Source organism: Methylobacterium segetis (genome assembly GCF_004348265.1).
Classification (GTDB): Bacteria; Pseudomonadota; Alphaproteobacteria; order Rhizobiales; family Beijerinckiaceae; genus Methylobacterium; species Methylobacterium segetis.
This window is the reverse complement of sequence record NZ_SMNT01000083.1, coordinates 1-24,720: the sequence shown is the minus strand read 5'-3', so window position 1 is coordinate 24,720 and position 24,720 is coordinate 1. Positions and strand designations below refer to the sequence as shown.

30 protein-coding genes are annotated in these 24,720 nt (G+C 72.8%); 22 read left to right on the top strand and 8 right to left on the bottom strand.

What is annotated here, in order from left to right; all coding sequences use genetic code 11:
* The 3 genes from E1J50_RS19310 to E1J50_RS19300 all read left to right on the top strand — a co-directional run.
* Nucleotides 1–222: hypothetical protein (locus E1J50_RS19310; RefSeq protein WP_132255458.1), on the top strand; the 222-nt coding region annotated here is incomplete at its 5' end.
* A gap of 94 nt (nt 223–316) precedes the next feature.
* Complete coding sequence (locus E1J50_RS19305) at nt 317–922, top strand: DUF1214 domain-containing protein (protein ID WP_245516655.1); 606 nt, start codon at nt 317–319, stop codon at nt 920–922.
* Nucleotides 919–1,530, top strand: coding sequence for a DUF1254 domain-containing protein (locus tag E1J50_RS19300; protein ID WP_132255456.1), 612 nt, complete (start codon nt 919–921; stop codon nt 1,528–1,530). The genes E1J50_RS19305 and E1J50_RS19300 overlap by 4 nt, the downstream gene beginning before the upstream one ends.
* Before the next feature lie 29 nt (nt 1,531–1,559).
* Here E1J50_RS19300 and E1J50_RS19295 read toward each other — a convergent pair whose 3' ends face one another.
* Together E1J50_RS19295 and E1J50_RS19290 are read right to left on the bottom strand one after the other, a co-directional pair.
* Nucleotides 1,560–2,096 carry a phosphate-starvation-inducible PsiE family protein gene (locus E1J50_RS19295; RefSeq protein ID WP_132255455.1) on the bottom strand — a complete coding sequence of 179 codons (537 nt, stop codon included), beginning with the start codon at nt 2,094–2,096 and terminating at the stop codon, nt 1,560–1,562.
* A 103-nt stretch (nt 2,097–2,199) separates the two neighbouring features.
* Nucleotides 2,200–2,757, bottom strand: coding sequence for a DUF4337 domain-containing protein (locus E1J50_RS19290; RefSeq protein WP_132255454.1), 558 nt, complete (start codon nt 2,755–2,757; stop codon nt 2,200–2,202).
* 98 nt (nt 2,758–2,855) lie between these two features.
* Here E1J50_RS19290 and E1J50_RS19285 point away from each other — a divergent pair, with 98 nt between their 5' ends.
* The gene (locus E1J50_RS19285) at nt 2,856–3,590 is read left to right on the top strand and encodes an MBL fold metallo-hydrolase (protein WP_132255453.1); all 735 of its coding nucleotides are present in this window, start codon (nt 2,856–2,858) and stop codon (nt 3,588–3,590) included.
* A 4-nt stretch (nt 3,591–3,594) separates the two neighbouring features.
* On the opposite strand, the gene hemA is transcribed toward E1J50_RS19285, so the two are convergent.
* Nucleotides 3,595–4,881 (bottom strand): 5-aminolevulinate synthase, encoded by a 1,287-nt coding sequence (gene hemA, locus E1J50_RS19280; RefSeq protein WP_132255452.1) that lies wholly within the window; start codon nt 4,879–4,881, stop codon nt 3,595–3,597.
* Between the two features lie 351 nt (nt 4,882–5,232).
* On the opposite strand from hemA, the gene E1J50_RS19275 reads away from it, so the two are divergent.
* The 6 genes from E1J50_RS19275 to E1J50_RS19250 all read left to right on the top strand — a co-directional run bounded on the left by E1J50_RS19275 (nt 5,233) and on the right by E1J50_RS19250 (nt 9,887).
* Nucleotides 5,233–5,424 carry a hypothetical protein gene (locus E1J50_RS19275; protein ID WP_132255451.1) on the top strand — a complete coding sequence of 64 codons (192 nt, stop codon included), beginning with the start codon at nt 5,233–5,235 and terminating at the stop codon, nt 5,422–5,424.
* 163 nt (nt 5,425–5,587) lie between these two features.
* Nucleotides 5,588–6,877 carry a UDP-N-acetylglucosamine 1-carboxyvinyltransferase gene (murA, locus tag E1J50_RS19270; RefSeq protein ID WP_132255450.1) on the top strand — a complete coding sequence of 430 codons (1,290 nt, stop codon included), beginning with the start codon at nt 5,588–5,590 and terminating at the stop codon, nt 6,875–6,877.
* Between the two features lie 100 nt (nt 6,878–6,977).
* Nucleotides 6,978–7,439, top strand: a complete 462-nt coding sequence (locus E1J50_RS19265; protein ID WP_132255449.1) for a DUF2948 family protein — start codon at nt 6,978–6,980, stop codon at nt 7,437–7,439.
* A gap of 33 nt (nt 7,440–7,472) precedes the next feature.
* Complete coding sequence (gene hisD, locus E1J50_RS19260; RefSeq protein WP_132255448.1) at nt 7,473–8,768, top strand: histidinol dehydrogenase; 1,296 nt, start codon at nt 7,473–7,475, stop codon at nt 8,766–8,768.
* A gap of 99 nt (nt 8,769–8,867) precedes the next feature.
* Nucleotides 8,868–9,362, top strand: a complete 495-nt coding sequence (locus tag E1J50_RS19255; protein WP_132255447.1) for a UPF0262 family protein — start codon at nt 8,868–8,870, stop codon at nt 9,360–9,362.
* Nucleotides 9,363–9,428: 66 nt separating this feature from the next.
* On the top strand, nt 9,429–9,887 hold the full coding sequence (locus E1J50_RS19250) for an arsenate-mycothiol transferase ArsC (protein ID WP_132255446.1): 459 nt from the start codon (nt 9,429–9,431) through the stop codon (nt 9,885–9,887).
* Here the strand turns inward: E1J50_RS19250 and opgC are convergent.
* Nucleotides 9,865–11,046, bottom strand: coding sequence for an OpgC domain-containing protein (gene opgC / locus E1J50_RS19245; protein WP_132255445.1), 1,182 nt, complete (start codon nt 11,044–11,046; stop codon nt 9,865–9,867). The two genes, E1J50_RS19250 and opgC, sit on opposite strands and share 23 nt — an antisense overlap.
* Nucleotides 11,047–11,289: 243 nt before the next feature.
* Nucleotides 11,290–12,159, bottom strand: coding sequence for a C40 family peptidase (locus tag E1J50_RS19240; RefSeq protein ID WP_132255444.1), 870 nt, complete (start codon nt 12,157–12,159; stop codon nt 11,290–11,292).
* Between the two features lie 222 nt (nt 12,160–12,381).
* Here E1J50_RS19240 and E1J50_RS19235 point away from each other — a divergent pair, with 222 nt between their 5' ends.
* Nucleotides 12,382–12,747, top strand: a complete 366-nt coding sequence (locus tag E1J50_RS19235) for a hypothetical protein (protein ID WP_132255443.1) — start codon at nt 12,382–12,384, stop codon at nt 12,745–12,747.
* Between the two features lie 3 nt (nt 12,748–12,750).
* Here E1J50_RS19235 and E1J50_RS19230 read toward each other — a convergent pair whose 3' ends face one another.
* Both E1J50_RS19230 and E1J50_RS19225 read right to left on the bottom strand, forming a co-directional pair.
* On the bottom strand, nt 12,751–13,437 hold the full coding sequence (locus E1J50_RS19230) for an SDR family oxidoreductase (protein ID WP_132255442.1): 687 nt from the start codon (nt 13,435–13,437) through the stop codon (nt 12,751–12,753).
* A 121-nt stretch (nt 13,438–13,558) separates the two neighbouring features.
* The gene (locus tag E1J50_RS19225) at nt 13,559–14,275 is read right to left on the bottom strand and encodes an MgtC/SapB family protein (protein WP_132255441.1); all 717 of its coding nucleotides are present in this window, start codon (nt 14,273–14,275) and stop codon (nt 13,559–13,561) included.
* A 229-nt stretch (nt 14,276–14,504) separates the two neighbouring features.
* Between E1J50_RS19225 and E1J50_RS19220 the strand changes: the two genes are divergently transcribed.
* From E1J50_RS19220 to panC, 11 genes are all read left to right on the top strand, one after another.
* Nucleotides 14,505–15,515 (top strand): AAA family ATPase, encoded by a 1,011-nt coding sequence (locus E1J50_RS19220; RefSeq protein ID WP_132255440.1) that lies wholly within the window; start codon nt 14,505–14,507, stop codon nt 15,513–15,515.
* Nucleotides 15,516–15,589: 74 nt separating this feature from the next.
* Nucleotides 15,590–16,441 carry a DUF58 domain-containing protein gene (locus tag E1J50_RS19215; protein ID WP_132255459.1) on the top strand — a complete coding sequence of 284 codons (852 nt, stop codon included), beginning with the start codon at nt 15,590–15,592 and terminating at the stop codon, nt 16,439–16,441.
* A 12-nt stretch (nt 16,442–16,453) separates the two neighbouring features.
* Nucleotides 16,454–16,924, top strand: a complete 471-nt coding sequence (locus E1J50_RS19210) for a DUF4381 domain-containing protein (protein ID WP_132255439.1) — start codon at nt 16,454–16,456, stop codon at nt 16,922–16,924.
* 4 nt (nt 16,925–16,928) lie between these two features.
* The gene (locus E1J50_RS19205; protein WP_132255438.1) at nt 16,929–17,939 is read left to right on the top strand and encodes a VWA domain-containing protein; all 1,011 of its coding nucleotides are present in this window, start codon (nt 16,929–16,931) and stop codon (nt 17,937–17,939) included.
* Nucleotides 17,936–18,862: a vWA domain-containing protein gene (locus E1J50_RS19200; protein WP_132255437.1), complete on the top strand. Its 927-nt coding sequence runs from the start codon at nt 17,936–17,938 to the stop codon at nt 18,860–18,862. The genes E1J50_RS19205 and E1J50_RS19200 overlap by 4 nt, the downstream gene beginning before the upstream one ends.
* Before the next feature lie 13 nt (nt 18,863–18,875).
* Nucleotides 18,876–19,787, top strand: coding sequence for a tetratricopeptide repeat protein (locus E1J50_RS19195; RefSeq protein WP_132255436.1), 912 nt, complete (start codon nt 18,876–18,878; stop codon nt 19,785–19,787).
* Entirely contained in the window at nt 19,784–21,049 is a 1,266-nt protein-coding gene (locus tag E1J50_RS19190) for a hypothetical protein (RefSeq protein ID WP_245516654.1), read from the top strand. Before E1J50_RS19195 ends, E1J50_RS19190 begins: the two co-directional genes overlap by 4 nt.
* 93 nt (nt 21,050–21,142) lie before the next feature.
* Nucleotides 21,143–22,042, top strand: a complete 900-nt coding sequence (gene bla / locus E1J50_RS19185) for a class A beta-lactamase (RefSeq protein ID WP_132255434.1) — start codon at nt 21,143–21,145, stop codon at nt 22,040–22,042.
* 11 nt (nt 22,043–22,053) lie between these two features.
* Nucleotides 22,054–22,530 carry a Cys-tRNA(Pro) deacylase gene (gene ybaK / locus E1J50_RS19180; protein ID WP_132255433.1) on the top strand — a complete coding sequence of 159 codons (477 nt, stop codon included), beginning with the start codon at nt 22,054–22,056 and terminating at the stop codon, nt 22,528–22,530.
* Nucleotides 22,531–22,592: 62 nt separating this feature from the next.
* Entirely contained in the window at nt 22,593–22,958 is a 366-nt protein-coding gene (locus E1J50_RS19175; protein ID WP_132255432.1) for a hypothetical protein, read from the top strand.
* Between the two features lie 66 nt (nt 22,959–23,024).
* Nucleotides 23,025–23,891, top strand: coding sequence for a pantoate--beta-alanine ligase (gene panC / locus E1J50_RS19170; RefSeq protein WP_132255431.1), 867 nt, complete (start codon nt 23,025–23,027; stop codon nt 23,889–23,891).
* A 1-nt stretch (nt 23,892) separates the two neighbouring features.
* On the opposite strand, the gene E1J50_RS19165 is transcribed toward panC, so the two are convergent.
* Nucleotides 23,893–24,720: extracellular catalytic domain type 1 short-chain-length polyhydroxyalkanoate depolymerase (locus E1J50_RS19165; protein WP_132255430.1), on the bottom strand; the 828-nt coding region annotated here is incomplete at its 5' end.

Below are 24,720 nucleotides of genomic sequence, written 5' to 3'. Positions count from 1 at the left end.
GCGGGCGGCGGAGCCAGTGCGGCAGGCAAGCTCTCGCGCCGCTCCTTCGAGGTGATCGGCGGCCTCAACGGATTGTTCCGCTCGGTCGAGCCCGCCGTCGCGGGTTCGGGGGGCCAGAAACCCGGCTTCAAGCCGGCGGCGGCCGCGGATCCCGCTTCGGGGACCTCCGGCAGCCTCGCCGAGGGCGTGCGCCCGGCGGCCAGCCGCATCGAGACCCGCTGAGGCAATGGTCGTGACGAGTTTGGCGGAGAGACAACCGGGCGGTCCGCGCGCGCAGGCCGGGGCGGCGGGCCTCGGCGGGCGGGCAGCGGGCGCCGTGCGCGACTTCCTGCGCAAGACCTCGCGGGTCGGGCTCGTGCTCTACGCCCTCGGCCTCGGCGCCGGGCTCGGGCTCGTCAGCGCCGACTGGGCGACGCGGGGCCGCTACCCGTTCGGCGGCGTCACCGTCGGTCCCTGGACGGCGTGGCCGCGGGCGGGCGCCGCCAATGCCGACCCCTATGCCCGGGCCGTCAACGCGCGCCGGGGCGAGATCCCGCTCGCGGTCGGCGAGGGGCTGCTGCTCTCCGCGACGACGGACGACGAAGGCCGCGCGCTCGAGGCCGGCTGCAGCTACAGCATCGCCGGCCACACGCCGCCCGCGCGGGCCTGGACGCTGACGGTCACGGGCCGCGGCGCGGCGGAGCCGGGCCGGCCGGCCCTGCGCGGCGGCTTCACCTCGACCGAGATCCTGCGCGAGCGCGACGGGCGTTTCGTGATCGCCCTCGCCCCCGGGGCCCGGCCCGGGAACTGGCTCCCGGCCCCCGGGACGTCGGGGCCGATCCGCCTCGCCCTGCGCCTCTACGACACGCCGGTCGCGGCCGGGACCGGCTCGCTCGACCGCGAGACGCTGCCCGCCATCACGCGCCTGGGCTGCGGCGCATGAGGATCCGCTTTCTCTACGCGACGCTCTGCGGCCTCGTCCTCGCCGGCCTCGTCCACATCGTCACGGTGCTGGCGATCCCGCTCCTGTCGGATACGGACGCGCTCTCGCGGGCGCGGGGCAGCGAGAGCCTCGACCATCCGCAGCGCCTCTACGCGCTCTCGACCGCCGACGATCCGGCCCCGGCCGAGGGGTGGCTGCCGACCCCGGACCCGGCCGTGGCCCTCGGCGTCTGCGCCTACGACCTCGACGACGGCCCCATGCGCGTCTCGGCCCGCACCGGCGCGCAGATGCTCTCGCTCGCCGCGCACGGGCGACGCGGCGCCTTCTACGCCGTCACCGATCAGGCCGCCGTGCGCGGCGCCCTCGACCTCGTGATCCTGACCCGCAGCCAGTACGACGAGGCGCTCGCCAACGAGGACGACAACGAGCCGAGCCGCGACGTCCGCATCGTCGCGCCCGAGCGCCAGGGCTTCGTCACGGTCCGGGTGATCGCGGCTCTGCCGAGCCAGCGCGCGGCGGCGAACGAGGCGGTCCAGGCCGTCTCCTGCACGATCGACAGCCCGAGCGAGGAGCCGGGCAAGGAGCCCGGCAAAGAGCCCGTTAAGTAGAGCCGCCGAGAGGCGGGCACGCCGCGAAGTCAGGCGTCCTTCGTCTCCGGCCCCGGCTCCTCCTCGCCCGCCGGACGGTCGTCGTCGCGGGCGCGGTGAAGGAGGAAGATCGAGATCACCATCGTGATGATCAGGCCGGCGAGCACGCCGAGCTCGATCATGGAGGCCCGGAACAGGGCCTCCTTCTCGGCGGTCCATTCCTTGGCGTGCATGATCTCCGAGGATTGCAGGGTGATCACCAGCACCCGCCGGATCGAGGCGATCAGCCCGACGATGAGGAAGGGCTCGCAGGTGAGCCGTCCGGAGCGCATCGAGACCCGCACCGTATGCAGGATCTCGACGAGCATCAGCAGGAACAGCAGCCGGTCGACCACCTCCAGGAGCTGGGGCGCCTTGCCCAGGGCGTGGATGGCCTCGAAGGTCAGGCCGGCCGCGTCGATGAGGGCGAGGATCGCGGTCGCGGCGAGGAGCAGGCCGAGGACGGCGTAGATCGCGTGCTCGGTATGCTGAAAGATGACCGCCGACACCCGCGTCAGGCGGCCCTCGTTCTGCGAAGCCTCGGCCATCCCCGACCTCCCCGCCGTGACCATCCCGGGGAGATAGAGCGCGACGGCCGCGGGCGACGGGTCAGCACCCGATCGGCCGATCAAATCTCGCGTGAGGGGTCCCTCAGTGGAACAGGTGCAGGGCGTGCGGCGCGAGATAGCCGAAGCCCAGCAGCGTCATGCCCGCGAGCCCGAGCAGGCCGCCCGCGAAGACGAGGGCGACCACGCCCGTGATCACCTCCGCCGAGGCCAGCACGATGCCGATCTGGAACGCGGCCGAGGCCAATTCGTAATGGTGGTAGCGCTCGAGCGCCAAGTCCCGCTTCTCCTGCGCGGACTGCGCCTTCGCGGCCAGTTCCTTGCGGCCTTCGCCCGTCGAAGGCTCGGATTCCCAGCGGGCCAGGGTCTTGGCCCATTCCGCGCGCTTGGCCTGGACGGCCTCGGCGCTCGTGCCGGGCGGCAGCAGGGCCGCCAGTTCGTCGGTGGTCTTCACCACCGTGCCGCGGATGGTGCGGGCCTGGAAATAGGCCCAGAGATTCGAGGCCTCGATGTTGGCGCCGAGGGCGTCCGTCTGCGCCGCCTTGCCCAGCGTCTCACTGAAGGCGAGGAACAGCGCCAGGACCGAGATGAGCAGCGCGACGCGCCTGTTCGATCCCTCGACCGCCCCGTGACCACCCGACATGCTCCGCGCCCCCGTTGATTCGTTGCGGCCGAGTCACAGCCTATCCGGGGCCCGGAGGCAATGCGGCACGGCCGGGCACGCGCGAGGAGACCGAACCGATGCGGCTTCTAATTCTCGGATGCGGAGACGCCTTCGGCTCCGGCGGGCGCTTCCACACCTGCTTCCACGTGAGCTGGGCCGGGCCCGGCTTCCTCATCGATTGCGGCGCCTCGAGCCTCATCGCCATGCGCCGCTTCGGCGTCGATCCGAACGGGATCGACACGGTGTTCCTGACCCATCTCCACGGCGACCATTTCGGTGGCCTGCCCTGGCTGATCCTCCATGCTCAGCTCGTGAGCCGGCGAACGAAGCCCCTGGTGATCGCGGGCCCGGCGGGAACCGGCGAGCGGCTGAAAGCGGCCATGGAGGCGCTGTTTCCCGGCTCCAGCACGGCGCAACGGGCCTTCGCGGTGGATGTGGTCGAGATCGAGGCCGGCCGGCAGGACGTTTTGGGCGGCATCGCGGTGACGCCCTTTGCCGTGTGCCACCCCTCGGGTGCGCCGTCCCACGGCCTGCGGATCGAGGCGGGCGGCAAGGTCCTGAGCTACACCGGCGACACCGAGTGGGTCGAAGACCTGATCCCGCTCGGCCACGAGGCCGACCTCCTGATCGCGGAGGGCTACACGGTGGAGCGGTCGGTGAGATTCCACCTGAACTGGGCGGCCCTCGCGGCGCGGCTGCCCGAGATCCGGCCGAAGCGTCTCGTGCTCACGCATATGAGCCCGGAGATGATCGCGAACGACCCCGCCGGCCGCTACGTCGCGGCCGAGGACGGGATGGTGCTGGAGATCTGACGGGCTACTCCGCGGCCTCGACGAAGACGGTGCCGGCCCGCGGCAGGTCGAGCGTGTCCCAGGTCTCGGCCAGCGCCGCCGTCAGCCGGGCGATGCTCGCCTCGTCGTGGAAGGGCGAGGGCGTGATGCGCAGCCGCTCGGTGCCGCGCGGCACGGTCGGGTAGTTGATCGGCTGGATGTAGATGGCGTGGCGCTCCAGCAGATGGTCGGCCGCCGCCTTGCAGAGCTCGGCATCGCCCACCATCACCGGCACGATGTGCGTCTCGGTGTGCAGTACCGGCAGGCCCGCCGCCTCCAGGGCCGCCTTGGTGCGGGCGGCCTGGCGCTGGTGGGCCGCCCGCTCGGCCTGCGAGCGCTTCAGGTAGCGCACCGAGGCCCGGGCGGCGGCGGCGATGGCGGGCGGCAGGGCGGTCGTGAAGATGAAGCCCGCCGCGTGGCTGCGCACCGCGTCGCAGAGGATGGCGGAGCCCGTGATGTAGCCGCCGACGCAGCCGAAACCCTTGGCGAGCGTGCCCTCGATCACGTCGACCCGGTGCATCACCCCGTCACGCTCGGCGATACCCGCGCCGCGCTCGCCGTAGAGGCCGACCGCGTGCACCTCGTCGAGGTAGGTCATGGCGCCGTAGCGGTCGGCGAGGTCGCAGATCCTGGCGATCGGCGCCACGTCCCCGTCCATCGAGTAGACGCTCTCGAACACGATCAGCTTCGGCCGGTCGCCGGCCTCGATCAGCAATGCCTCGAGATGCGCGAGGTCGTTGTGGCGGAAGACGCGCTTCTCGCAACCCGAGTGGCGCACCCCCTCGATCATCGAGTTGTGGTTGTAGGCGTCCGACAGGATCAGGCAGTTCGGGATGAGCTTGGCGATCGTCGAGATGCCGGCCTGGTTCGAGACGTAGCCCGAGGTGAAGACGAGGCCCGCCTCCTTGCCGTGCAGGTCGGCGAGCTCGCGCTCGAGGTCGACGAGGGGCGAGTTGTTGCCCGCGATGTTGCGGGTGCCGCCCGCGCCGACGCCGCAGCGCTCGGCCGTGCGGGTCATGGCGCCCACGACCTCCGGGTGCTGGCCCATGCCGAGATAGTCGTTCGAGCACCAGACCGTGATCTCGCGCGCCGATCCGTCGGGCTTGCGCCAGTGGGCGGTGGGGAAGCGGCCGGCGATGCGCTCGATGTCGGCGAAGACGCGGTAGCGGCGCTCGCCGTGCAGCCTGTCGAGCGCGGCGCGGAAATGGCCCTCGTAATCGGTCCTGTTGCCTGGCGCGGAATTCGTGTCGGTGAGCGTCGTGTGCGCGGGCATCCGGTTCAAGGGCTCGTCCTTCGCGTGGCTGACCGGGGCTCCATGGCTCAAGTCCCATGGCGGCCCGGGGCGGAATCGTCGAGGAGGGCCCGCTCGTCCGAGCCCGCGAGGGGGTGGCCTTGGGATTCAAGGCCCAACCCGATCCCGCATCAGGTGAGGGTGTTTCCTTACGACCGTCTTGAGCGGCGGTCTCCGAGGAGAAGATACAGGCGGATTTGGAATCGGTTCAAGGTGCGTTGCGGCATTGCTGCTTTGCACCGTTCGGCATCGACGGGCAAAGGGCGGAGCCGGTCTGGCGACGATGGGTCGCGCGAGGCTTTCCGGTTAAGATCGGTTCGAGGGCGTCAGAGCATGACCACGCGCAACGACAGCGAACGGGCGGAGCGGCTCAAGGCCGCGCTGCGGGACAACCTGCGCCGCCGCAAGGCGCAGGGGCGCGGGCGGGCGGGAGGAGGCGTCGACGGAGGGCGCGCCGATCCGGAACTCGCGCCGAAGGACCCCGCGCCGAACGACCCGGCGCAGGAGCCGGGCGGGCGGCGCTGAGACGGCGCGCGATCGCTTCGTCGAATCCGTCCCGATTCCGCCAAAACTCGCCTATACGGGGCCGTAACGCACCGGGCGCGCACACGACGCGGTGCCCTTCAGGGGAATGACGGCGCACGAGACGGAGCCCGAGGACGGGCCGCGGGCGCGCGAGAGGACTGGAATGGACCGCATCCACATCACCGGCGGCACGCCGCTCAACGGCGTGATCCCGATCTCCGGCGCGAAGAACGCGGCCCTGCCCCTGATGATCGCGAGCCTGCTGACGGGGGAGACGCTGGAGCTCGTCAACGTGCCGCGGCTCGCCGACATCGCCTCGCTCTCGCGCATCCTCGGCAACCACGGCGTCGACCACATGGTGGTCGGCAAGCGCCCGGGGCAGACGACCGAGACCGGGCAGACCGTCCGGCTGACCGCCTCGAACGTCATCGACACCACGGCGCCCTACGACCTCGTCTCGACCATGCGCGCGAGCTTCTGGGTGGTGGCCCCGCTGCTCGCCCGCTTCGGCGAGGCCAAGGTCTCGCTGCCGGGCGGCTGCGCCATCGGCACGCGGCCCGTCGACCTGCTGATCATGGCCCTGGAGAAGCTCGGCGCGCAGATCGAGATCGACGGCGGCTACGTCGTCGCCAAGACGAAGAACGGCCTGCGCGGCGGCGAGATCAGCTTCCCCAAGGTCACGGTCGGCGGCACCCACGTCGCCCTGATGGGGGCGGCCCTCGCCTACGGCACCACGGTGATCGAGAACGCCGCCCGCGAGCCCGAGGTCGTCGACCTCGCCGAGTGCCTGATCAAGATGGGCGCCCGGATCGAGGGCGCGGGCACGCCGCGCATCGTGGTCGAGGGCGTCTCGCGCCTGCACGGCGCCCGCCACGAGGTCCTGCCCGACCGGATCGAGACCGGCACCTACGCCATGGCGGTGGCCATGACCGGCGGCGACGTGACGCTGGAGGACACCCGCGCCGACCTCCTGCACTCCGCCCTCGACGTGCTGGCGACGACCGGCACGGAGGTGACCTCGACGGACAAGGGCATCCGCATCCGCCGCAACGGGGCGGGCATCGCCGCCGTCGACGTGACGACCGATCCCTTCCCCGGCTTCCCGACCGATCTCCAGGCCCAGTTCATGGCGCTGATGACCCTCGCCAAGGGCCGTTCGCACATCCGCGAGACGATCTTCGAGAACCGCTTCATGCACGTGCAGGAGCTGGCCCGTCTCGGCGCCAAGATCCGGCTCGAGGGCGACCTCGCCGTCGTCGAGGGCGTGGAGCGCCTGAAGGGCGCGCCCGTGATGGCCACCGATCTGCGCGCCTCCGTCTCCCTCGTCATCGCGGGACTCGCGGCCGAGGGCGAGACGCAGATCAACCGGGTCTACCATCTCGACCGCGGTTTCGAGGCGCTGGAGGCCAAGCTCGGGCGCTGCGGGGCCGAGATCCGCCGCGTCCGGACCTGAGCGGGCGGCGGTTGCCGGACGGGGAGTGCGCCGCTACCTACCGGCCAGCCCTGTTCCAGCGCGCGACCTCCTTCGCGCCGAAGAGTACCGCAGCCAAGCCATGGAGCTCCTGAAGCTCGCCGCCCTCGACCCCGAGGATCTCACCGTCATCTCGGCCCACCTGCAGGACGCGATCCTGCGGGCGGGCGACCTGACCTATCTCGCCGCCGAGCACCGCTTCGTCCTCGTGGTGCGCCGCTTCGACTGGTCGGCGCCCGAGGGCGAGCCGCCGCGCCGCCGGCTCGCGGGCGTGCATTTCGAGCGGGTGCTCGGCGTGCGCACCCGCGGCATCGCGCCGGGACAGGATTCGGACGCGGCCCTGAGCCTGCTCGCCGTCACCTTCGAGCCCGGCGACGCGCCCTCCGGCACCGTGACCCTCGTCTTCGCGGGCGGCGCCGCCATCCGCCTCGACGTCGAGTGCGTCGAGGTGCGCATGAAGGATCTCGGACCCGTCTGGGAGGCGGACGCGCGGCCGGTCCACGCCGCCGGCGGCGCGCCCGTCCTCGGCGCGCCGACACCCTGACCCCGACACCTCGCCCGATTGGCCGCACGCCCGATGATCCGCCTCGACAGCACCCAACCCGATTTCGCGCAGGCCTTCGCGCGGCTCCTCACCGTCAAGCGCGAGATCTCGGAGGATGTCGACGAGACCGTCCGCGGCATCATCGCGGGCGTGACCGCGGGCGGCGACGCGGCCCTCGTCGACTACACCCGCCGCTTCGACCGGCTCGGGGAGGACTTCTCCCCCGCGCGCCTCGCGGTGACGGCCGAGGAGGTCGACGCCGCCCTCGACGCCTGCCCGGCCGAGGCCCTCGACGCCCTGACGCTCGCCGCAGAGCGGATCGAGGCGTTCCACAGGGCGCAGGTGCCGGATGACCACCTCGCCACCGACGCGCTCGGCGTCACCGCGGGCTGGCGCTGGACGGCGCTCGAATCGGTCGGCCTCTACGTGCCGGGCGGCACCGCGAGCTATCCCTCCTCGGTTCTGATGAACGCGGTGCCGGCCCGCGTCGCCGGCGTGCCGCGCATCGTCATGGTGGTGCCGACGCCGGACGGCCAGCTCAACCCCCTCGTGCTCGCCGCCGCCCGCGTGTCGGGCATCGACGAGATCTACCGCGTCGGCGGCGCGCAGGCCGTGGCGGCCCTCGCCTACGGCACCGAGACGATCGCGCCTGTCGCCAAGATCGTCGGCCCCGGCAATGCCTGGGTCGCGGCGGCCAAGCGCCGGGTGTTCGGGCAGGTCGGGATCGACATGATCGCCGGCCCCTCCGAGGTGCTGATCCTCGCGGATGGCCACGCCAACCCGGACTGGATCGCGGCCGATCTCCTCGCCCAGGCCGAGCACGACACCGCCGCCCAGGCGATCCTGATCACGGACAGCGCCGACCTCGCCGAGGCCGCCGAGGGAGCCGTCGAGCGGGCGCTGGCGACCCTGCCGCGGGCCGAGATCGCCCGGGCGAGCTGGCGCGATTACGGCGCGATCATCCGGGTGCGCGACTTCGAGGAGGCGGTGCCCCTCGTCGACCGGCTGGCGCCGGAGCACTTGGAGATCGAGACGGAGAACGCGGAGGCGCTCGCCGCCAAGGTGCGCAATGCGGGCGCGATCTTCCTCGGCTCGCACACGCCGGAGGCGATCGGCGACTATGTCGGCGGCCCGAACCACGTGCTGCCGACCGCCCGCTCGGCCCGGTTCTCCTCGGGCCTCGGCGTCCTCGATTTCATGAAGCGCACCACGATCCTGCGCTGCGACGCGCAGGCGCTTCGGGCGATCGGGCCGGCGGCCATCGCGCTCGGACGCTCGGAGGGGCTGGAGGGCCATGCCCGCTCCGTCGCGATCCGCCTGAACCTGTGATACCAGCGAGCGCGGGAACCGCGACGCCGGGCTGAAGCGGCGGGACCGGGATCCTGAGCTGCCGGCACGACGACCGGCGCGGAGGGGGGAAGCGTCCGCATGGCCAGCGAGGCGAAGGGGGAGGCGAAGGGCGCGAACCGGCTGGCGGCCGTCGCCCTCGACGAAGGTTCGATCGGCCGCGGCAATCCGGACCAGGAGCACGAGCGCGCCATCGCGATCTTCGACATCCTGGAGGAGAACCATTTCGCGATCCCCGGCCGGGAGGGGCCCTACGCGCTGACCCTCGGCCTGGTCGAGAACAAGCTCTCCTTCGCGATCGCGACGCCCGCGGGTGAGCCCCTCATCACCCACCTGCTCTCGCTCACGCCCTTCCGGCGGGTGATCCGCGATTACGAGATGATCTGCGAGAGCTACTACAACGCCATCCGCACCGCCTCGCCGACCCAGATCGAGGCGATCGACATGGGCCGGCGCGGCCTGCACAACGAGGCGTCGGAGACCCTGAAGCAGCGCCTGGAGGGCAAGGTCGAGCTCGACCACGACACGGCGCGCCGCCTCTTCACCCTCATCTTCGCCCTGCACTGGAAGGGCTGAGCCGCGTGAGCACGCCAGACCCGCGGCGAGATCCGCGCGTCGCCCGGGCCTGAGGCCGAACCCGCGATGGACGGGATCACGCCGAAGAAGAAACGGGTGCAGTCCGCCCTGTTCATGTGCAACTACAACGCCGTGCGCTCCCTCGCGGCGGAGGCGATCGCGCGTCACTATTTCGGCAAGTCGATCTACATCCAGTCGGCGGGGGTGCGCTCGGGCGAGCCGGCCGACCCCTTCATGATCGCCGCCCTCGACGAGATCGGCATCGACGCCGCCCGCCACAGGCCGCGCACCCTCGAGCAACTCGAGGAGTGGGAGGGCCTCAACTTCGACCTGATCGTGACCCTGGCCCCGGAGGCCCACCACGCGGCCCTCGAATTGACCCGGACGCTGGCGGCGGATGTCGAGTACTGGCCGACGCCGGACCCGACCATCCTGCAGGAGGGCAGCCGCGAGCAGCGCCTCGACGGCTACCGCGACGTGCGCGACGGCCTGATCTACCGGATCAAGAGCCGGCTGAAGGGATAGGATGTCCCAGGGGCCAGGGGGTCGCGGCGCGCCGCAGCCTCGCCCCGTCGGCGGCGGCCAGCATGGCGAGGAAGCCGAGGCCGAGAAGGGCGGCCTCGGCGACGAGCCGCAAACCCGCTGCCGGTCCCCCCTCGAGGCGTAGCAGGTGCAGCACCTCGTTGCCGACGAGCGCACAGACGGTGCCGGCGGCGAAGACGGGGAGCGAGCGCCGGCCGAGCCGGCAGAACACGGAATCCGGCCGTGCCCCGCGAATCAGGCGCACGAGCGGGGCTCGCGGCAGGGCGAGGACGAGATAGGCGAGCGCGACGAGCTGGGCGATGCGCAACGGCGATTGGTAGAGCTTGCTCGCACCCAGCCAGAACAGATCATGCCGCCGGTCCGCCCAGGCCGCTACCTCCGGCACGAGGCGGACGAGACACAGGGAGAGGATGAGGACGCCGGCGAGATAGAGGAGTGCGAGGCCCACCGCGAGGCGCGATCGAGGCAGCCGCACGCCCTGCCGGATCGCTGCACCGAGGGAGAGACCGAGAACGAAGACGAGTAGCCAGGGCAGGATTGGCAGGGTCAGCGGCTCGCCGCTCAGCCGGCAGGACGCGATCAGGCCGAGATGGCCGGCGACGAGCCAGACACCAGCGGCCGGCAGGAGAGGCAGCCACCAGCGGCGCGCCGCGAGCCAGACGAGGGGCGGCGCGAGCAGCATCAGCGCGGTGTAGAGCCGCAGGATCGCCGAGTAACCGATGCGGTGCTCGAAGGTGACGAGGCTCCAGACCGTCCTGAGGGTCGGGCCGTCGAAGCCTCCGACTTCCAGAACCTCACCTCGAAGGAATTCGGCGTGCAAGGCTTGCGAGCCGAATGCGGTGGCAAATCCCGCCGAGACCGAGATGGTCGCGACGAGGAGCGCGATATTGACGAGATAAAATTTCAGGGCGCGGCGCCATAGAACTGCGACGAGCTGATCTGGTTTTTGTTCTGTCGCTAACGATCCGTAGGCGAAAAAAACTGAAATCCCGGATAGCAGGACGAAAATGTCGGCGCTGTCGATAAAGCCGATGCTCGCGATCGTCAGAGCTGGGAGATCATGAAGACCAAGATGAGCTGTAAAGATGCTGATCAGACAAATTCCGCGTATCGCATCGATGCTATTCAAACGATCCCGCACCCCGAACTCCTTCTATTGGGCGAATGATTGCCGAACAGCTTGAATATTTATTCAACGGATTCAATCTTCTGACGTCATCTGTATGCGCCGGAATCTTTCAAATATTTTTATATTCAAGGTAGAAGATAGTTTTTCGTTCGATCCATAGTTGTGGGCAGGCGTCGGATGTTCGGAGGCAGGTCTCACAACCGACAGTTTTGCGGTCAGTTTTGGGAATGAGGTCTGCGAGGCCCGAATCCGCTCTCACCCGGCCGTGACGCGCCGGAGGGAGGTGACGGGCCCGTAGCTCTTCTCTCGGATCCGGGCGACGGCGACGGCGAGCGGCTCGACCGCGACCGCCATGTGGTGGCCATTGGCGTGAATCAGCCGCTCGCCGTCGAGCATCAGCCCGACATGGCCGCGCCAGAACACGAGGTCGCCCCGGCACAGGGAGCCGAGATCGCCGGGGGGAAGCGGTTGGCCGAGGGCACGCTCCTGCTGGTCGGCGTCCCGGGGGCAGGGCAGGCCGGCGAGTTCGAGGGCGAGTTGCACGAGCCCCGAGCAGTCGAGGCCGAGACTGGTGCGGCCGCCCCAGAGATAGGGCGTGCCGACGAGCCGCTCGGCGGTCGCGGCGAAGTCGGGCTCCCGCCACGCGATGGGCTCGCAATGGGGCGCGAAGACGTAGAGGCCGCTTTCGAGCCGCAGGTACTCGCCCTCCTGCCCCTCCGCACTCATCGCGGCGCCGAGGCCGAGATGACCCCGGTTCGGACGCTTCAGATCCGGCGCCGGATAGAGGAAGGTGCGCAAAGCCCGCACCCGGTAGGTCGGTTCCGGCTCGGCGCGGCCGAGAGCGTCCGCCGGCAGGTAGCCGACATAGCCGTCGTGGCGGAGCTGGACGTAGGCGAAGCCGTCCTTGACCTCGTAGACGCTCACCGCGTCGCCCATTACCGCCTCGGTGTCGATGCCGGAATCGCTGCTTGGCGCCCGGCGCAAGGGGGCCGAGGGTGCGCTGACCCGGTGCGGGACCCCTTCGACGTAGCTGGCCGCTTCGACGAGGCCCCGCAGGGCGACATCGGCGAGGTCCGGCCGGGCCGGGGTCAGGCGCGGATCGCGGGGAGGAGCCGGGTGCGTCATGGCGCTAGCCGTATCGCGGCGGGCGGATCCTCCGCAACCGGGCCTGCGCCCGCGGCCTCGCGCCGCAGGCGTGGCCGTGAGCGCCCAAACCTTATCCTATGCGTTGGCGGAGGCCGGCGGCTGGAATGCATCCTGCTTCGGCACCGGCCGTTGCACTGCACGGGCGAGAGCATCGCGTTCTGATGCAGTGCACAAATCCGTGCGATGGACTATGTTCGCGCGATGACGACCGTGAGCCGAGCCGTGAAGAAGACCTCGAAATCCCAGGCCGATCTGCCGCCGATCCGCGTGCGCCGGGAGCCGCCGACGATCGCCGAGGCCGTCTCCGCCGCGCAGGACCTCGCCGACGATCTGGAGCAGCAGGTGGAGATCGCGGCCGGCCTGATCGGCCTGCCGCCGGACGAGATCCGCCCTCACGTGCTCACCGCCGAGCGCAAGCCGGAACCCCGCTACGACCGGGCCCCGGAGCGCCTGCTGAGCCCGGCCACCCCGTCGCGCGCGCCGCGCACCGTCATCGTGGAGCGCCGCACACGGGCGCCGGTGGTGGTGGAGCGTCGCGGCCGCCCGCCCTTCGACGGGCGGCGCTGAGGCCTACCAGGCCAGGGTCTCGCCCCGGTAGTCGAGATAGGCGATGCCCGTGCGGCCGAGCCGGTCCTCGATGACCGAGACCATGCCGGCGACGCTCGTCTCCACGTCGATATCCGCCTCCGCGCCGCCCATCTCGGTGCGGACCCAGCCCGGATGCATCACGAGGACGCCGAAGCCCGCGTCGCGGTGCCGGATCTCGAAGCTGCGGGCATAGGTGTTCAGAGCCGCCTTGCTCGCCCGGTAGCTCTCCCAGCCGCCATCCTCGTTGAGCGAGACGCTGCCGAGGATGGAGCTCATCAGCGCGAGCGTCCCGGCGGGGCGCAGCGCGTCGGCGAAGGTCTCGGAGAAGCGGATCGGACTCACCGCGTTGGTGAGGTAGACCTTCGCCGCCACGTCGCGCGGCACGGCGTGAATCGGCTCGTGGGCCTGCGTGGCCACGCCCGCCACGACGAAGATGAGGTCGAAGGTCTCGGATCCCAGGCGCTCGCGGAGCGCACGGACCGCCGCGTCGTCGTCGATGTCGACGGTCTCGACGCGCACGGAATCCGAGGCGAGCGCGGCCAGGCCCGGGGAGGGCGAGCGCTGCGTCGCCGTCACGCGCCAGCCGCGCTTCGCGAAGGCCCCGGCAAGGCCGAGGCCGAGGCCGCGCGAGGCCCCGACGATGAGCGCGCTCTTCTGAGTGTCGGACATGGTGCAGATCTCCTGACGGGGCCGCCCGGCCCGGCCGCCGGCCCGATGGCGGGGCAGGTTGGGGCGTGTGCCCCTGCCGGAAAGGCGGGTGAGGACCGCGCCGTGCGGACGCGCACCCGCCTCAATCCGCCGTCTGAACCGACCAGGTGGCGTGGCGGATCCCCGGCGCCCGGGCGAGCGCCGCCGTCACCGCGTCGAGTTCCGCCCCCTCCACCGCCGTGGCGACGAGGGTGGCCACCACCTCGACCGCGTCCTCGCCGCGCTCCACCACCTCGATGCCTCCGACAGGGTAGCTCGCCGCCTCCAGGCGCTCCACGAGGAGGTCACGGGCCGGGCCGGCCTCCTCGGGCGCCGTCGTCACCTGGACCTCGTAGGTCGCCTCCGTGGCGCTCTCGTCGATGGGCGCGCGGTTGATGGTGTTGACGAGGGGGCGCAGCAGCGTGTTGCCGGCGAGCACCGAGACGGTGACGAACAGGGCCTCGAGGGGCAGGTCGGCCCCGGCGAAGGCGCCGACTGCGGCCGAGCACCAGAGGGTCGCGGCGGTGTTGAGGCCGCGCACGTTCATGCCCTCCTTCATGATCACGCCCGCCCCCAGGAAGCCGACGCCGGAGATCACGTAGGCCACCGTGCGGGTGCCGCCGGCCGCGCCCTCGAGCCGCATCCCGAGATCGACGAAGGCGGCGGCTCCCACCGCCACGAGGACGTTCGTGCGCAGGCCCGCCGTTCGCTGCCGGTACTGCCGCTCCGCCCCGATCAGGGTGCCGAGGACGAAGGCGACGATCAGGCTGATCGCGGAGTTCAGGGATTCCGGGAACGGCCCGGCGAGGAGCGTGCTCATCCGGCCTCCATGTCGGCGCTCGATGACGGAACCGTGACGGCTGGAAAGCGGGCCGCCCCCTCGGGCAAATTGACCGGGATGCGCCATTCGATTGCCCGCGGGATTGACGCCCGCCCCGGCCTGCGGGCACACCCTTCCGCAAGTCTATGGGCCGCCTAAGAGCCCGTGGGGAGACGTGCAAGGAGAAGTTTCGGATGCAGGTTCCGGTCCCTGCGGCGGGTGCGCGCTCATGAGCGGCGCCACCCTTGCCGAGCGCCCCGCCGCTGCCCAGGGCACGGCCGACGCGGCGTTGCGCGCCCGCATCCTCGCCCTGCGCGACGGGCTGGAGCACGGCCTGATCGGCTGCACCGGTCTCGTCGAGCGCCTGCTGATCGGCCTCCTCACCGGCGGCCACATCCTCGTCGAGGGTGCGCCGGGGCTCGCCAAGACCCGCGCGGTCAAGCGCCTGTCGGACGGGCTCGACGGCTCCTTCGCCCGCGTCCAGTGCACGCCGGACCTGATGCCGGCCGACCTCACGGGCACGACGGTGTGGCGCCAGGACAGCGGCACCTTCGAGTTCCTGGCCGGCCCCCTGTTCCACTCGCTGATCCTCGTCGACGAGGTGAACCGCGCGCCCCCCAAGGTGCAGTCGGCGCTTCTCGAGGCGATGGCCGAGGGCCAGATCACGGTGGCGGGCCACACCCACCCCCTGCCGGACCCCTTCATGGTGGTGGCGACCCAGAACCCGATCGAGCACGCGGGCACCTTCCCCCTGCCCGAGGCCCAGCTCGACCGCTTCCTCCTGCACGTCGTCGTCGACATGCCCGACGAGGCGTCCGAGCGGCGCATCCTCGACCTCGTCGAGGGCGAATTGAACCACCACGCCGAGGCGATGCCGGTGAAGCTGACCCTGGAGGAGGTGCGGGCGGCCCGCGAGGCGGCGCTCGGAGTCTACGTCTCGCCGGCCCTGAAGGACTACCTCGTGCGCCTCGTGGCCGGCACCCGCACGGATGCGGCCGCGCCGGACCTCCGCGCGGCGATCGAGCACCCCGCCTCCCCGCGCGGCACGCTGGCGCTGATGGTGGCCGGCAAGGCGCGGGCCTATCTGCACGGGCGCGACCACGTCATCCCGGAGGACGTGGCCGACCTCGCCGTGGATGCCCTGAGCCACCGCATCGGCCTCACCTGGCGCGCCGCCGCCGAGGGCCAGACCGCCCGCGGCATCGTCGAGGGTCTGGTCCGGCGCGTGCGGGCGCTCTGACCGTGGCCGCCTCGCAGGCTTCGGCGGGCGCGTTCTCCGACCATCCCGGCGTGCGCCTCTCGGGCGAGGCGCTGATGGGCCTGCGGCACCTCGCCCGCCGCGGCGTCTCCCCGGCGACGCGGACGCTGGCCGGCCTGCCCGGCGGCATCGTCACGAAGCGGCGCGGGCGCGGCTCGGAGCCCGACGACGTGCGCCTGTGGTCCGAGGGCGACGACATGCGCCACATCGACCGCAACGCCACCGCCCGCACCGGCATCCTGCATGTGCGCACCCACCACGACGAGCGCGACCGCGCCGTGGTGCTGCTCGCCGATTTCCGGCCCTCGATGCTGTTCGGCACGCGGCGCGCCCTGCGCTCGGTCGCGGCGGCCGAGGCGCTGGCGCTCCTCGGGTGGCGGATCGTCGGCGACGGGGGGCGCGTCGGCCTCGTGGTCGGCAGCGCGGGCGAGCCCGCCGCCCTGCGGCCGGCCGGCGGCGAGCGGGCGATGACCGCCGTGACGGGCGCGCTCGCCCTGGCCCATGCCCGTGCCCTCGAGGCGGGGGGCGACGACCCGCCCCTCGATCCGCTTCTGACGCTCGCCGCGAGCCTGCTGCCGTCCGGCGGCCACCTCGTCATCGCGAGCGCCCTCGACGCTCCGGGGCCGGATTTCGACCGGCTCCTCACCGTGCTGGCCGAGCGCCTCTCGATCCGCCTCCTCCTCGTCAGCGACGCCTTCGAGCGCGAGCGGCCCGCCGGCTACTATCCCTTCGCCACGGCGGACGGGCGGCGTGGCACCCTCGAGGGGAATGCGCGGAATGCCGAGGCCGTGAGCGCGGCGCGCCTCGCCGAGTATGCCCGCCGCGGCATCGAGGGCCTGCGCCTCGACGTCGAGGCGGGGCCGGAGGTCTACGCTCCCCTGATGGAGCGCCTCGATGCGGTCCTGTGAGGGAGAGGCGCCGTGACGCCCGCCGCCGAGACCGCCCCGAGCCTCGCCGACCTGCGCGGCCTGCACCTGCCCGCGAACGCCGCGGGCGCGATCCAGGGCGAGGTCGTCGCCGCGATCATCCTCGGCTTCACCGCCGCCCTCCTCGTCGGCGCCATCCGGTACTGGCGAGCCCGTCGCGGCAGCACGGTACGACGCGCGGCCCTGCGGGACCTGCAGGCGGCGCGGGGGCTGGAGCCCGAGGCGCGCCTCGTCGCGCAGGCGAGGCTCCTGCGGCGCACCGCGCGCACCCTCGACGGGGATGGGGTGGCGGACCTGCGCGGCGCCGATTGGGCCGCCCGGCTCGACCGGATCTTCGCCACCGACTTCTTCGGCAAGGGCGCGGGCCGCGTCCTCGTCGACGGGCTCTACGGCCGCCGCGCGACGCCGGACGTCGAGGCGATCGACGCCGAACTCGCCCGCCTCCTCGCGCGGATCAGGACCTGACGCCATGCCCGGTTGGCTCAGCGCCCTCGCCTCCTCGTTCGACCTGGCGAGCCCGCTCGCGCTCCTCCTCCTGCCGCTGCCGCTTCTGGCCGCCCGTCTGCTGCCCGCCGAGACGGCCGGCGGGAGCGGCGCGCTGCGCGTGCCGGCCTCGGTCGTGGCCCAGGCGCGGGCCGGCGCCGGCATCGCCGCCCGGGGGCGTACCCGCCTCGTCCTCATCGCGATCCTCTGGGCCGCCCTCGTCGCGGCGCTCGCCGGCCCCCGCCTCGTCCTCTCGGCGACGGCGCTGCCGGCTTCCGGCCGCGACATCATGATCGCGATGGACCTGTCCGGCTCGATGGAGCGGCGCGACTTCGACCTCGACGGCCAGACCGTGAGCCGGCTGGAGGCGGTCAAGCGCGTCGGCGCCGACTTCATCCGCCGCCGGGCCGGAGACCGGATCGGCCTCGTGATCTTCGCCAACGATTCCTACGTCGCGGCGAGCCCGAGCTTCGACACCGCCACCGTCGCGCACGCGCTGGAGGAGGCGACGATCGGCCTCGTCGGGCGCTCCACCGGCATCGGCGACGGGCTCGGCCTCGCCCTGAAGCGCCTCGCCCCCCAGGGCCCGGAGGGCGAGGCCGAGGGGCCGAGGACCGCCAAGGTCGCGATCCTGCTCTCGGACGGCACCAACAACGCGGGCCAGACCACGCCCCGCGACGTGGCGGAACTCGCCCGCGACCTCGGGGTGAAGGTCTACACGATCGCGCTCGGGCCCCGCGACCTCGCCAACGCCGAGGGCGAGCAGGACGTGGTCGATGCCGAGACCCTGCGCGACATGGCGACGATCAGCGGCGGCAAGGCCTTCCGCGTGAAGACCACCGACGACCTGATCGGGGTCGCGAACGCCATCGACGCGCTGGAGGGCGGGCGGGCGCAGGCCCCGCCCCTGCCCCTGCGGCGCGACCATTGGCCCTGGCCGGCCGCTCTGGCGCTCCTCTGCGCTGCCGCCCTCCTCGCGACGCGGAGGGCCGCATGAGCCTCGCCGAACTCGCGATCCTGCGGCCCTGGTGGCTCGCCGCGATCCCCCTCGTCGCGCTGCTCGCGCTCCGCGCCGCGTGGCGCTCGGCCCCGCTCGGCGACTGGACCCGGGTGGTCGACCCCGCCCTGATGGCGGCGCTCGCCCGCCGCGGCGCGGTGCTCGGCGGGCGCCGGCAGGCGAACCTCGCGGCGGCCGTCGCGGCCGGGATCATCGCGCTGGCCCTGACCGGGCCGGCGGTGGAGCGGCCGGATTCCGCGACCTTCCGCAACCTCGATTCCACGGTGATCGTGATCGACCTCTCGCGGTCCGTATCGGAGGGCGGCGACCTCAAGGCCGTGCGGCAGGCGGCGCAGGGAATCGCGGATGCGACGGGCACCCGCTCCGTCGCGGTCGTCGTCTACGCGGGCGACGCCTACCTCGCCGCCCCGCCGACGACCGACCGAGACAGCCTCGCCACCACCCTCTTCGCTCTCGACGCCGATACGGTGCCGGACCGCGGCAGCCATCCGGAGCGCGGACTCGCCCTCGCCCGCCGCACCCTGAGCGAAGCTGCCGTGGTGTCCGCCGACATCGTTCTCATCACCGACGGCGACGGCATCGGCGAGGCGGCGTCGCGCGAGGCGCGGGCGCTGCGAGACAAGGGCTGGCGCCTGCACGGCCTGTTCGTGCCGGCGGACAAGGCGCTGCCGCCGGGCTCGCCGAAGCCCGACCGGGCGGCCCTCGACGGCGTGGTCGGCACGGGCGGCGGCCTCGTCGCGGATGTGGGCGCCCCGGCCTCCGTCCTCGACGCGGTCGGTGCCAGCACGGCGCAGCACCTCGCCGCCGGCGGCTACACCGTGCTCGCCTACGCCGATCTCGGGCGCTGGCTGCTGCTGGCCGCGCTGCTGCCCGCCCTCCTCCTGTTCCGCAGAAGCGCCTGACGAGGAGCGTCCGATGCCGGCTGGATCCGCCCTGCACCTTCCCCGTCCCGTCGCGTTTCCCCGATCCTGGCGCCGCTCGGCCCGGATCGGCGGCCTCGCTCTCGCGGGTGCGGGCATCTTCGGCCTCACCCTCGTCTCGGAGCCCCGCACCGGGTTCGGGCGGCTGCTGATGGGGATCGGCCTGCCCGATCTCGCCGCCCGCGTGATCAGCGATCCGGCCTGGCGCGGGCCGGCCCTCTACGAGGCCGGCCAGTACGGGGAAGCCGCCGCCATCTTCCGCGACGGCGGCCGGCGCAATTCCTACAACCTCGGCAACGCGCTCGCCCGCCAGGGCGATTTCGCGGGCGCCGTCGCGGCCTACGACGCCGCCCTGCAGTTCAACCCGCGCGACGCGGACGCCCAGGCGAACCGCTCGCTCATCAGCCGCCTCCTCGCCGAGGAGATCGACCGCGGCAAGGGGGGCGGCATCGCCAACGCCTCGGCGCAGTACGGCGCCCGCTACAACAACACCGCCAACCAGGACCAGAACGACGACATCCAGGCCACGTCGAGCGGCGAGGGCCTGGCCGGCAACAAGGAATCGAGTTCCAGCGCCTCGATCCCCGGCAACAGCGCGGTCTCCCGGCGCGGCAAGGCCGAGCAGCAATCGCTCGAATCCGGCGAGGGGCAGGCCCGCGGCTCGGTGGGCGACGCGGCCGGGCGCGGGCGAAAGGGCGGCGGCTCGGCCATGGTCGCGGCGGCGCCCGAGCGCGAGGCCCGCCGGGTCACGAAGAGCTTCGAGGCCCACGAGATCCGGCCCGACCGGCTCTGGCTGCGCACGCTGCCGGACGATCCGGGCCGCTACCTGAAGCTGCGCCTCAAGGCCGAGCAGGCCCGGCGCATCGAGGCCGGCACCGCCATGCCGGCGGGGAGCAACCCGTGGTGAACCGCCTTCTCCTGGCCCTGACGCTGCTCTGCGCGCTGGCCGCCGGGCCGGCCCGCGCCGAGATCGAGCCCGGCGACCTGACGCTCACCGTCACGCCGGAGCGCAACGGCAATGCGGACCCGTTCGCGCGCGAGATGGTGCTGCTGCGCATCCACGGGGTCTACAAGCAGCAGATCCTGCTGGAGGAGGTGGTGCAGCCGACGCTCGCCAATTTCAGCTGGACGCAGCTCGGCCGCGATATCTGGTCCCGCACGAAGCTCCCCGACGGGCAGAGCGCCATCGCCTTCGACCGGGTGATCGCGATCTTCCCGCATCATGCCGGCGACTTCACCCTCGATCCGTTCGTGCATCGCCTCACCCTCAGCGATGCGGGCGTGCGCAAGGTGGTGGATGTCCGGTCCGCCCCGATCTCCCTGCCCGTCGCGACCTGGAAGGGCGCCGGCGGCCCCGACGCCAAGGAGCCCTGGTGGCTGCCGGCGCGCGACGTCTCGATCACCGATTCCTGGAGCCCGGACCCGGAGACCCTGAAAGTCGGCGAATCGGCCCGCCGGATCGTCACCGTCGAGGCGCAGGGCATGGTCGCCGAGGGCCTGCCGCCCCGCCCGGTCATGCGCACCCGCGGCATCCTCACCTTCGCGGGCCCCGTGAACCGCGAGACGATCATCACGCCGCAGGGGCCGGTGGCGCGGGCGACCTACCAATGGGACGTGAAGCCGGCGATCGACGAGATCATCCCGCTGAACGCCATCACGATCTCTTGGTTCGACACGGTCTCGCGGACCATGCGGGAGGCCGAGATCCCCGCCCGCCAGATCGGCGGCGGCCTGCCCGACCGCGAGGGCGAGGCGCCCCGCGCGGCCTTCGCCTCACCCTACGCGATCGCGGCGGCGGGGCTCGCCGCCTTCGGCCTCGGCCTCGCGCTTCTCGGCTACGGCGTCGGCGGTGGGGCCCGGCTGCGCCTCGGCGCCCCGAGCCGGCGAGCCCTCAGGCGGGCGGCGGCGGCGGGCGACGCCACCGCGTTCCGCTCCGCGCTGGGGCAGGGCCTGCAGGCCGAGCCCGGGCTCGCTCCGATCTGGCAGGGACAGCCGGAGACGGCCACGGCCCTCGCCGCCCTCGACCGGGCCGTCTACGCACCGGGCGGCAGCCCCGCGCCCGACCTCCGCCGCCTCGCCGCTCGTCTCTCCCGGCCGGTCCGGCAGCGGGGCGGCGCTCAGGAGTCGGATCCGCTGAAACCCCTCGACGGCGTGCCGGCTCCGCCCTGAGGCAGAGAACGCCTCTGCGAGAAGTCCCGCCCCGATTCGGCCAAGCTTGCCCGGCTCCTGGCCGCCCCCGTACGCTCCGCCCCGAGGCAGCCCTTGCTCACCCCGACCCGCCGCACCGCCCTCCGGGCCGGCTTCGCCGCGGCTGCGCTGGCCGCCGCATCCCGCTCTCCCCGCGCGTCGGATGCGGTTTCCGGGGCACGGCAGAGCCTGCGGCTGATCGAGGACCGGCTCGGGGGGCGCCTCGGCGTCGCCGTGCGCGACACCGGCTCCGGCCGCGCCCTCCTCCACCAGGCCGACGCACGCTTCCCGCTGTGCAGCACCTTCAAGGTGCTCGCCGCCGCCGCGATCCTGGCCCGGGTCGATGCGGGCCGCGAGCGCCTGGAGCGCACGATGTCCTACACGGCCGCCGACCTCGACAGCCACGCGCCGGCGACGGGGGGCGCCCTGCGGGAGGCCGGCCGGGATTCCGGCACGATGAGCCTCGCCGACCTCTGCGCGGCGGCCATCGTCGTCAGCGACAACACGGCGGCGAACCTGATGCTGCAGGCGCTCGGCGGCCCCCCTGCCCTCACCGCCTGGCTGCGCGGGATCGGCGACGGGACGACCCGCCTCGACCGGACGGAGCCGACCCTCAACACCGCCATTCCCGGCGACCCGCGGGACACGACGAGCCCCGCGGCGATGGCCGAGGATCTCGAGCGGCTGCTGATCGGGGACGTCCTCTCGCCCGCGAGCCGGGCGCGGCTCGAGGGCTGGATGGTCGCGGCCCGGACGGGACTGAAGCGACTGCGCGCCGGCTTGCCGCCGGATTGGGCGGTCGGCGACAAGACGGGCAGCGGCGACAACGCCACCGCCAACGTCGTCGCGATCCTGCGGCCGCCCCACCGGGCGCCCCTCGTGGCCGCCATCTACCTCACCGGCTCCGTGAGCACGGCGGAGGAGCGGGACGCCGCCCATGCCGAGGTCGGGCGGCTCTTGGCCGCGACCTTCTGAGGAGGTTCTCGATGTCGAAGGCCACCCGCGCGACCCAGGCCCTCGACCGGGCCGGCATCGCCTACAGCGTGCACGCCTACGCCTACGATCCGGAGGCGCCGCGCATCGGGCTCCAGGCCGCCGAGGCTCTCGGCATCCCGCCGGACCGGATCCTCAAGACCCTGATGGCGGAGGCCGACGGGAAGCCCGTCTGCGTGCTGGTGTCCTCCGACCGGGAGATCAGCCTGAAGCGGCTCGCCGCCGCCTGCGGGGCGAAATCGGCCGCGATGCTGAAGCCCGCGGAGGCGGAGCGGATCACGGGCTACCATGTCGGCGGCATCAGCCCCCTCGGGCAGAAGCGGCGCCTGCCCGTGCTGATCGACGAGGCCGCCCTCTCGGCGGGGCACGACGCGATCTACCTCAACGGCGGCGGACGCGGCCTGCAGGTGCGGGTGAGGCCGGCCGACCTCGTCGCCGTTCTTCAGGCCCGCATTACCCCGCTGACCTGATCGCGGGTTGACGATCCGTTTACCCTGACCCGGTCAGGGTGGCGCGTTCGTGGGAGGGCGTCATGGCGGGACGGGCGGATGCGGGGGCGCGACGCGCCGGCCTGACGGCCGCCCTGCTGCTCCTCGCCTGTGCGGGGGCCGCCGCCGCGGACCTGATCGAGGCCCCGCCCGTCCCTGAGCCCGGGCCGTCCGCGCCGCGCTACTTCCCCCGGGGCGACGGTTCGGACGAGGCCGTCGTGCTGGTACCGCCCCGCCCGCGCCTCTTCGGTTGCCGGCCCCGCCGGGTTCCGGTGCCGACCAACGCGCCGGGCGACCCGAGTTACGTCGGTTCGGCCTACGGCCTCTCGCGCCCGAGCTACTACGGCCTGACCCCGCCGCCCGGCATCGACGACCCTTACGGCCGCCCGCTCCTGCCCTATTGCCCCTGACGGCTCTGGCGCCGGAACGAGCCGGCCCTTAAGTCCTGCCGGCCTGTCCTGCCGGAGCCCTCCGCCGTGCCCGAATCCCCGCCCCCTCCTCCGGTCTGCCGGCGTCTCGCGGAACTCGCGCCGCTCCGCGCGCAGGTGGCGGCGTGGCGGCAGGCCGGCGAGCGCGTCGTGCTGGTGCCGACCATGGGCGCGCTGCATGCGGGCCACCTCGCCCTGATCGCCCATGCCCGCGAGATCGGGCAGCGCGCGGTGGCGAGCATCTTCGTCAATCCGACCCAGTTCGGCCCGAACGAGGATTTCTCGCGCTACCCGCGGGACGTCGAGGCCGATCTCCGGCTCCTGGCCGGGGCCGGCTGCGACGCGGCCTGGACGCCCGCCGTCGAGACCATGTACCCGCCCGGCTTCTCGACGCGGATCGAGGTCGCAGACCTCACGGAGGGCCTGTGCGGCGCCTATCGTCCAGGCCATTTCTCGGGCGTCGCGACGGTGGTGACGAAGCTCCTCAACCAAGTGCGGCCCGACATCGCGCTGTTCGGCGAGAAGGATTTCCAGCAATTGCAGGTGATCCGCCGCGCGGTGCGCGACCTCGACCTGCCCTTCGAGATCCGCGGCGTGCCAACGGTGCGCGAGGCGGACGGCCTCGCCCTCTCCTCCCGCAACCGCTACCTCTCGCCCGAGGAGCGGGCGCGGGCGCCGCGGCTCCACGCGGTGCTGGCGGAGATCGCCGCCGCGGCCCGAAGCGGGGGCGAGACGGAGCCGCTTCTCGCCCGCGGCCGGGCCGACCTCGAGGCGGCCGGTTTCGCGCCGGTCCAGTATCTCGCGATCTGCGACGCGGAGACCCTGGCGCCCCTCGCCCGCGTCGAGGGCCCGGCGCGGGTGCTCGCGGCAGCCTATCTCGGCCGCACCCGGCTCATCGACACTCTGCCGGTCTAGATCAGGCGTCGACGCCCCGCAGCGGGTGCGCGGCGAAGAAGTCGAGCATGGCGCGCGAGGCGTCGGGTCCCTGCGGATCGGTGTAGCTGCCCGCCGCGGAGCCGCCCGACCACGCATGGCCGAGGCCGCGCACCCGCCAATCCTCCACCACGACCCGGCCCGCCGCATCCGCGTAGCGGGTGCGGGTGTACGAGCGCCCGTCGCCGTGGACGGACCGGCTCTCGGCGTGCAGCGAGCCGGCTCCCGCCTGGGCCAGGACCTGATCGGCGTTGCGCGGGCTCACCGTGCCGTCCTCGTCGCCGTGGAACACGATGGTCGGCACGCGCAGGCCCTCGGCCGGGGCGCCGAAACCCGTCGGGGCGTTCTGGCCGGGCGCGCCGACCTGCATGGCCATGAGCGCCGAGGAGAGGTCGCGCGCGCAGCCGGCGGCGAGGCCCGAATGCACCCCCACTGCGGCGTAGAGATCGGGATAGGCCTGCGCGATGTTGGCCGCGGCCGCCCCGCCCGCCGAGAGGCCAGCGATGTAGACGCGCTTCGGATCAATCGGGCACTCGTCCAGGATCGCCCGGGTCAGGCCTGCGATGATCGCCGCCTCGCCCGCCTCCCGGCCCTGGTCGCCGGGCTGGAACCAGTTCCAGCAGCGCTGGCCGTTCGCCCGCGCGCTCTGGGCCGGGTAGGCGACGTAGAACCCCTCCGTCTCGGCCAGGACGTTCATGTTGGTGCCGGCCGCGAAATCGTCGGGCGACTGCGTGCAGCCGTGCAGCATCACGACGAGGCAGGCGCCGGCCGCCGGATGGCTCGGGATGAACAGCTTGTAGTCGCGCGCGCC

Bases quoted from the DNA above. Each gene is read 5' to 3' on its own strand.
- E1J50_RS19300 (WP_132255456.1), top strand. From the start codon at position 919: ATGAGGATCCGCTTTCTCTACGCGACGCTCTGCGGCCTCGTCCTCGCC.
- E1J50_RS19295 (WP_132255455.1), bottom strand. From the start codon at position 2,096: ATGGCCGAGGCTTCGCAGAACGAGGGCCGCCTGACGCGGGTGTCGGCG.
- E1J50_RS19290 (WP_132255454.1), bottom strand. From the start codon at position 2,757: ATGTCGGGTGGTCACGGGGCGGTCGAGGGATCGAACAGGCGCGTCGCG.
- E1J50_RS19285 (WP_132255453.1), top strand. From the start codon at position 2,856: ATGCGGCTTCTAATTCTCGGATGCGGAGACGCCTTCGGCTCCGGCGGG.
- hemA (WP_132255452.1), bottom strand. From the start codon at position 4,881: ATGCCCGCGCACACGACGCTCACCGACACGAATTCCGCGCCAGGCAAC.
- E1J50_RS19275 (WP_132255451.1), top strand. From the start codon at position 5,233: ATGACCACGCGCAACGACAGCGAACGGGCGGAGCGGCTCAAGGCCGCG.
- murA (WP_132255450.1), top strand. From the start codon at position 5,588: ATGGACCGCATCCACATCACCGGCGGCACGCCGCTCAACGGCGTGATC.
- E1J50_RS19265 (WP_132255449.1), top strand. From the start codon at position 6,978: ATGGAGCTCCTGAAGCTCGCCGCCCTCGACCCCGAGGATCTCACCGTC.
- hisD (WP_132255448.1), top strand. From the start codon at position 7,473: ATGATCCGCCTCGACAGCACCCAACCCGATTTCGCGCAGGCCTTCGCG.
- E1J50_RS19255 (WP_132255447.1), top strand. From the start codon at position 8,868: ATGGCCAGCGAGGCGAAGGGGGAGGCGAAGGGCGCGAACCGGCTGGCG.
- E1J50_RS19250 (WP_132255446.1), top strand. From the start codon at position 9,429: ATGGACGGGATCACGCCGAAGAAGAAACGGGTGCAGTCCGCCCTGTTC.
- E1J50_RS19240 (WP_132255444.1), bottom strand. From the start codon at position 12,159: ATGACGCACCCGGCTCCTCCCCGCGATCCGCGCCTGACCCCGGCCCGG.
- E1J50_RS19235 (WP_132255443.1), top strand. From the start codon at position 12,382: ATGACGACCGTGAGCCGAGCCGTGAAGAAGACCTCGAAATCCCAGGCC.
- E1J50_RS19230 (WP_132255442.1), bottom strand. From the start codon at position 13,437: ATGTCCGACACTCAGAAGAGCGCGCTCATCGTCGGGGCCTCGCGCGGC.
- E1J50_RS19225 (WP_132255441.1), bottom strand. From the start codon at position 14,275: ATGAGCACGCTCCTCGCCGGGCCGTTCCCGGAATCCCTGAACTCCGCG.
- E1J50_RS19220 (WP_132255440.1), top strand. From the start codon at position 14,505: ATGAGCGGCGCCACCCTTGCCGAGCGCCCCGCCGCTGCCCAGGGCACG.
- E1J50_RS19215 (WP_132255459.1), top strand. From the start codon at position 15,590: ATGGGCCTGCGGCACCTCGCCCGCCGCGGCGTCTCCCCGGCGACGCGG.
- E1J50_RS19205 (WP_132255438.1), top strand. From the start codon at position 16,929: ATGCCCGGTTGGCTCAGCGCCCTCGCCTCCTCGTTCGACCTGGCGAGC.
- E1J50_RS19200 (WP_132255437.1), top strand. From the start codon at position 17,936: ATGAGCCTCGCCGAACTCGCGATCCTGCGGCCCTGGTGGCTCGCCGCG.
- E1J50_RS19195 (WP_132255436.1), top strand. From the start codon at position 18,876: ATGCCGGCTGGATCCGCCCTGCACCTTCCCCGTCCCGTCGCGTTTCCC.
- ybaK (WP_132255433.1), top strand. From the start codon at position 22,054: ATGTCGAAGGCCACCCGCGCGACCCAGGCCCTCGACCGGGCCGGCATC.
- E1J50_RS19175 (WP_132255432.1), top strand. From the start codon at position 22,593: ATGGCGGGACGGGCGGATGCGGGGGCGCGACGCGCCGGCCTGACGGCC.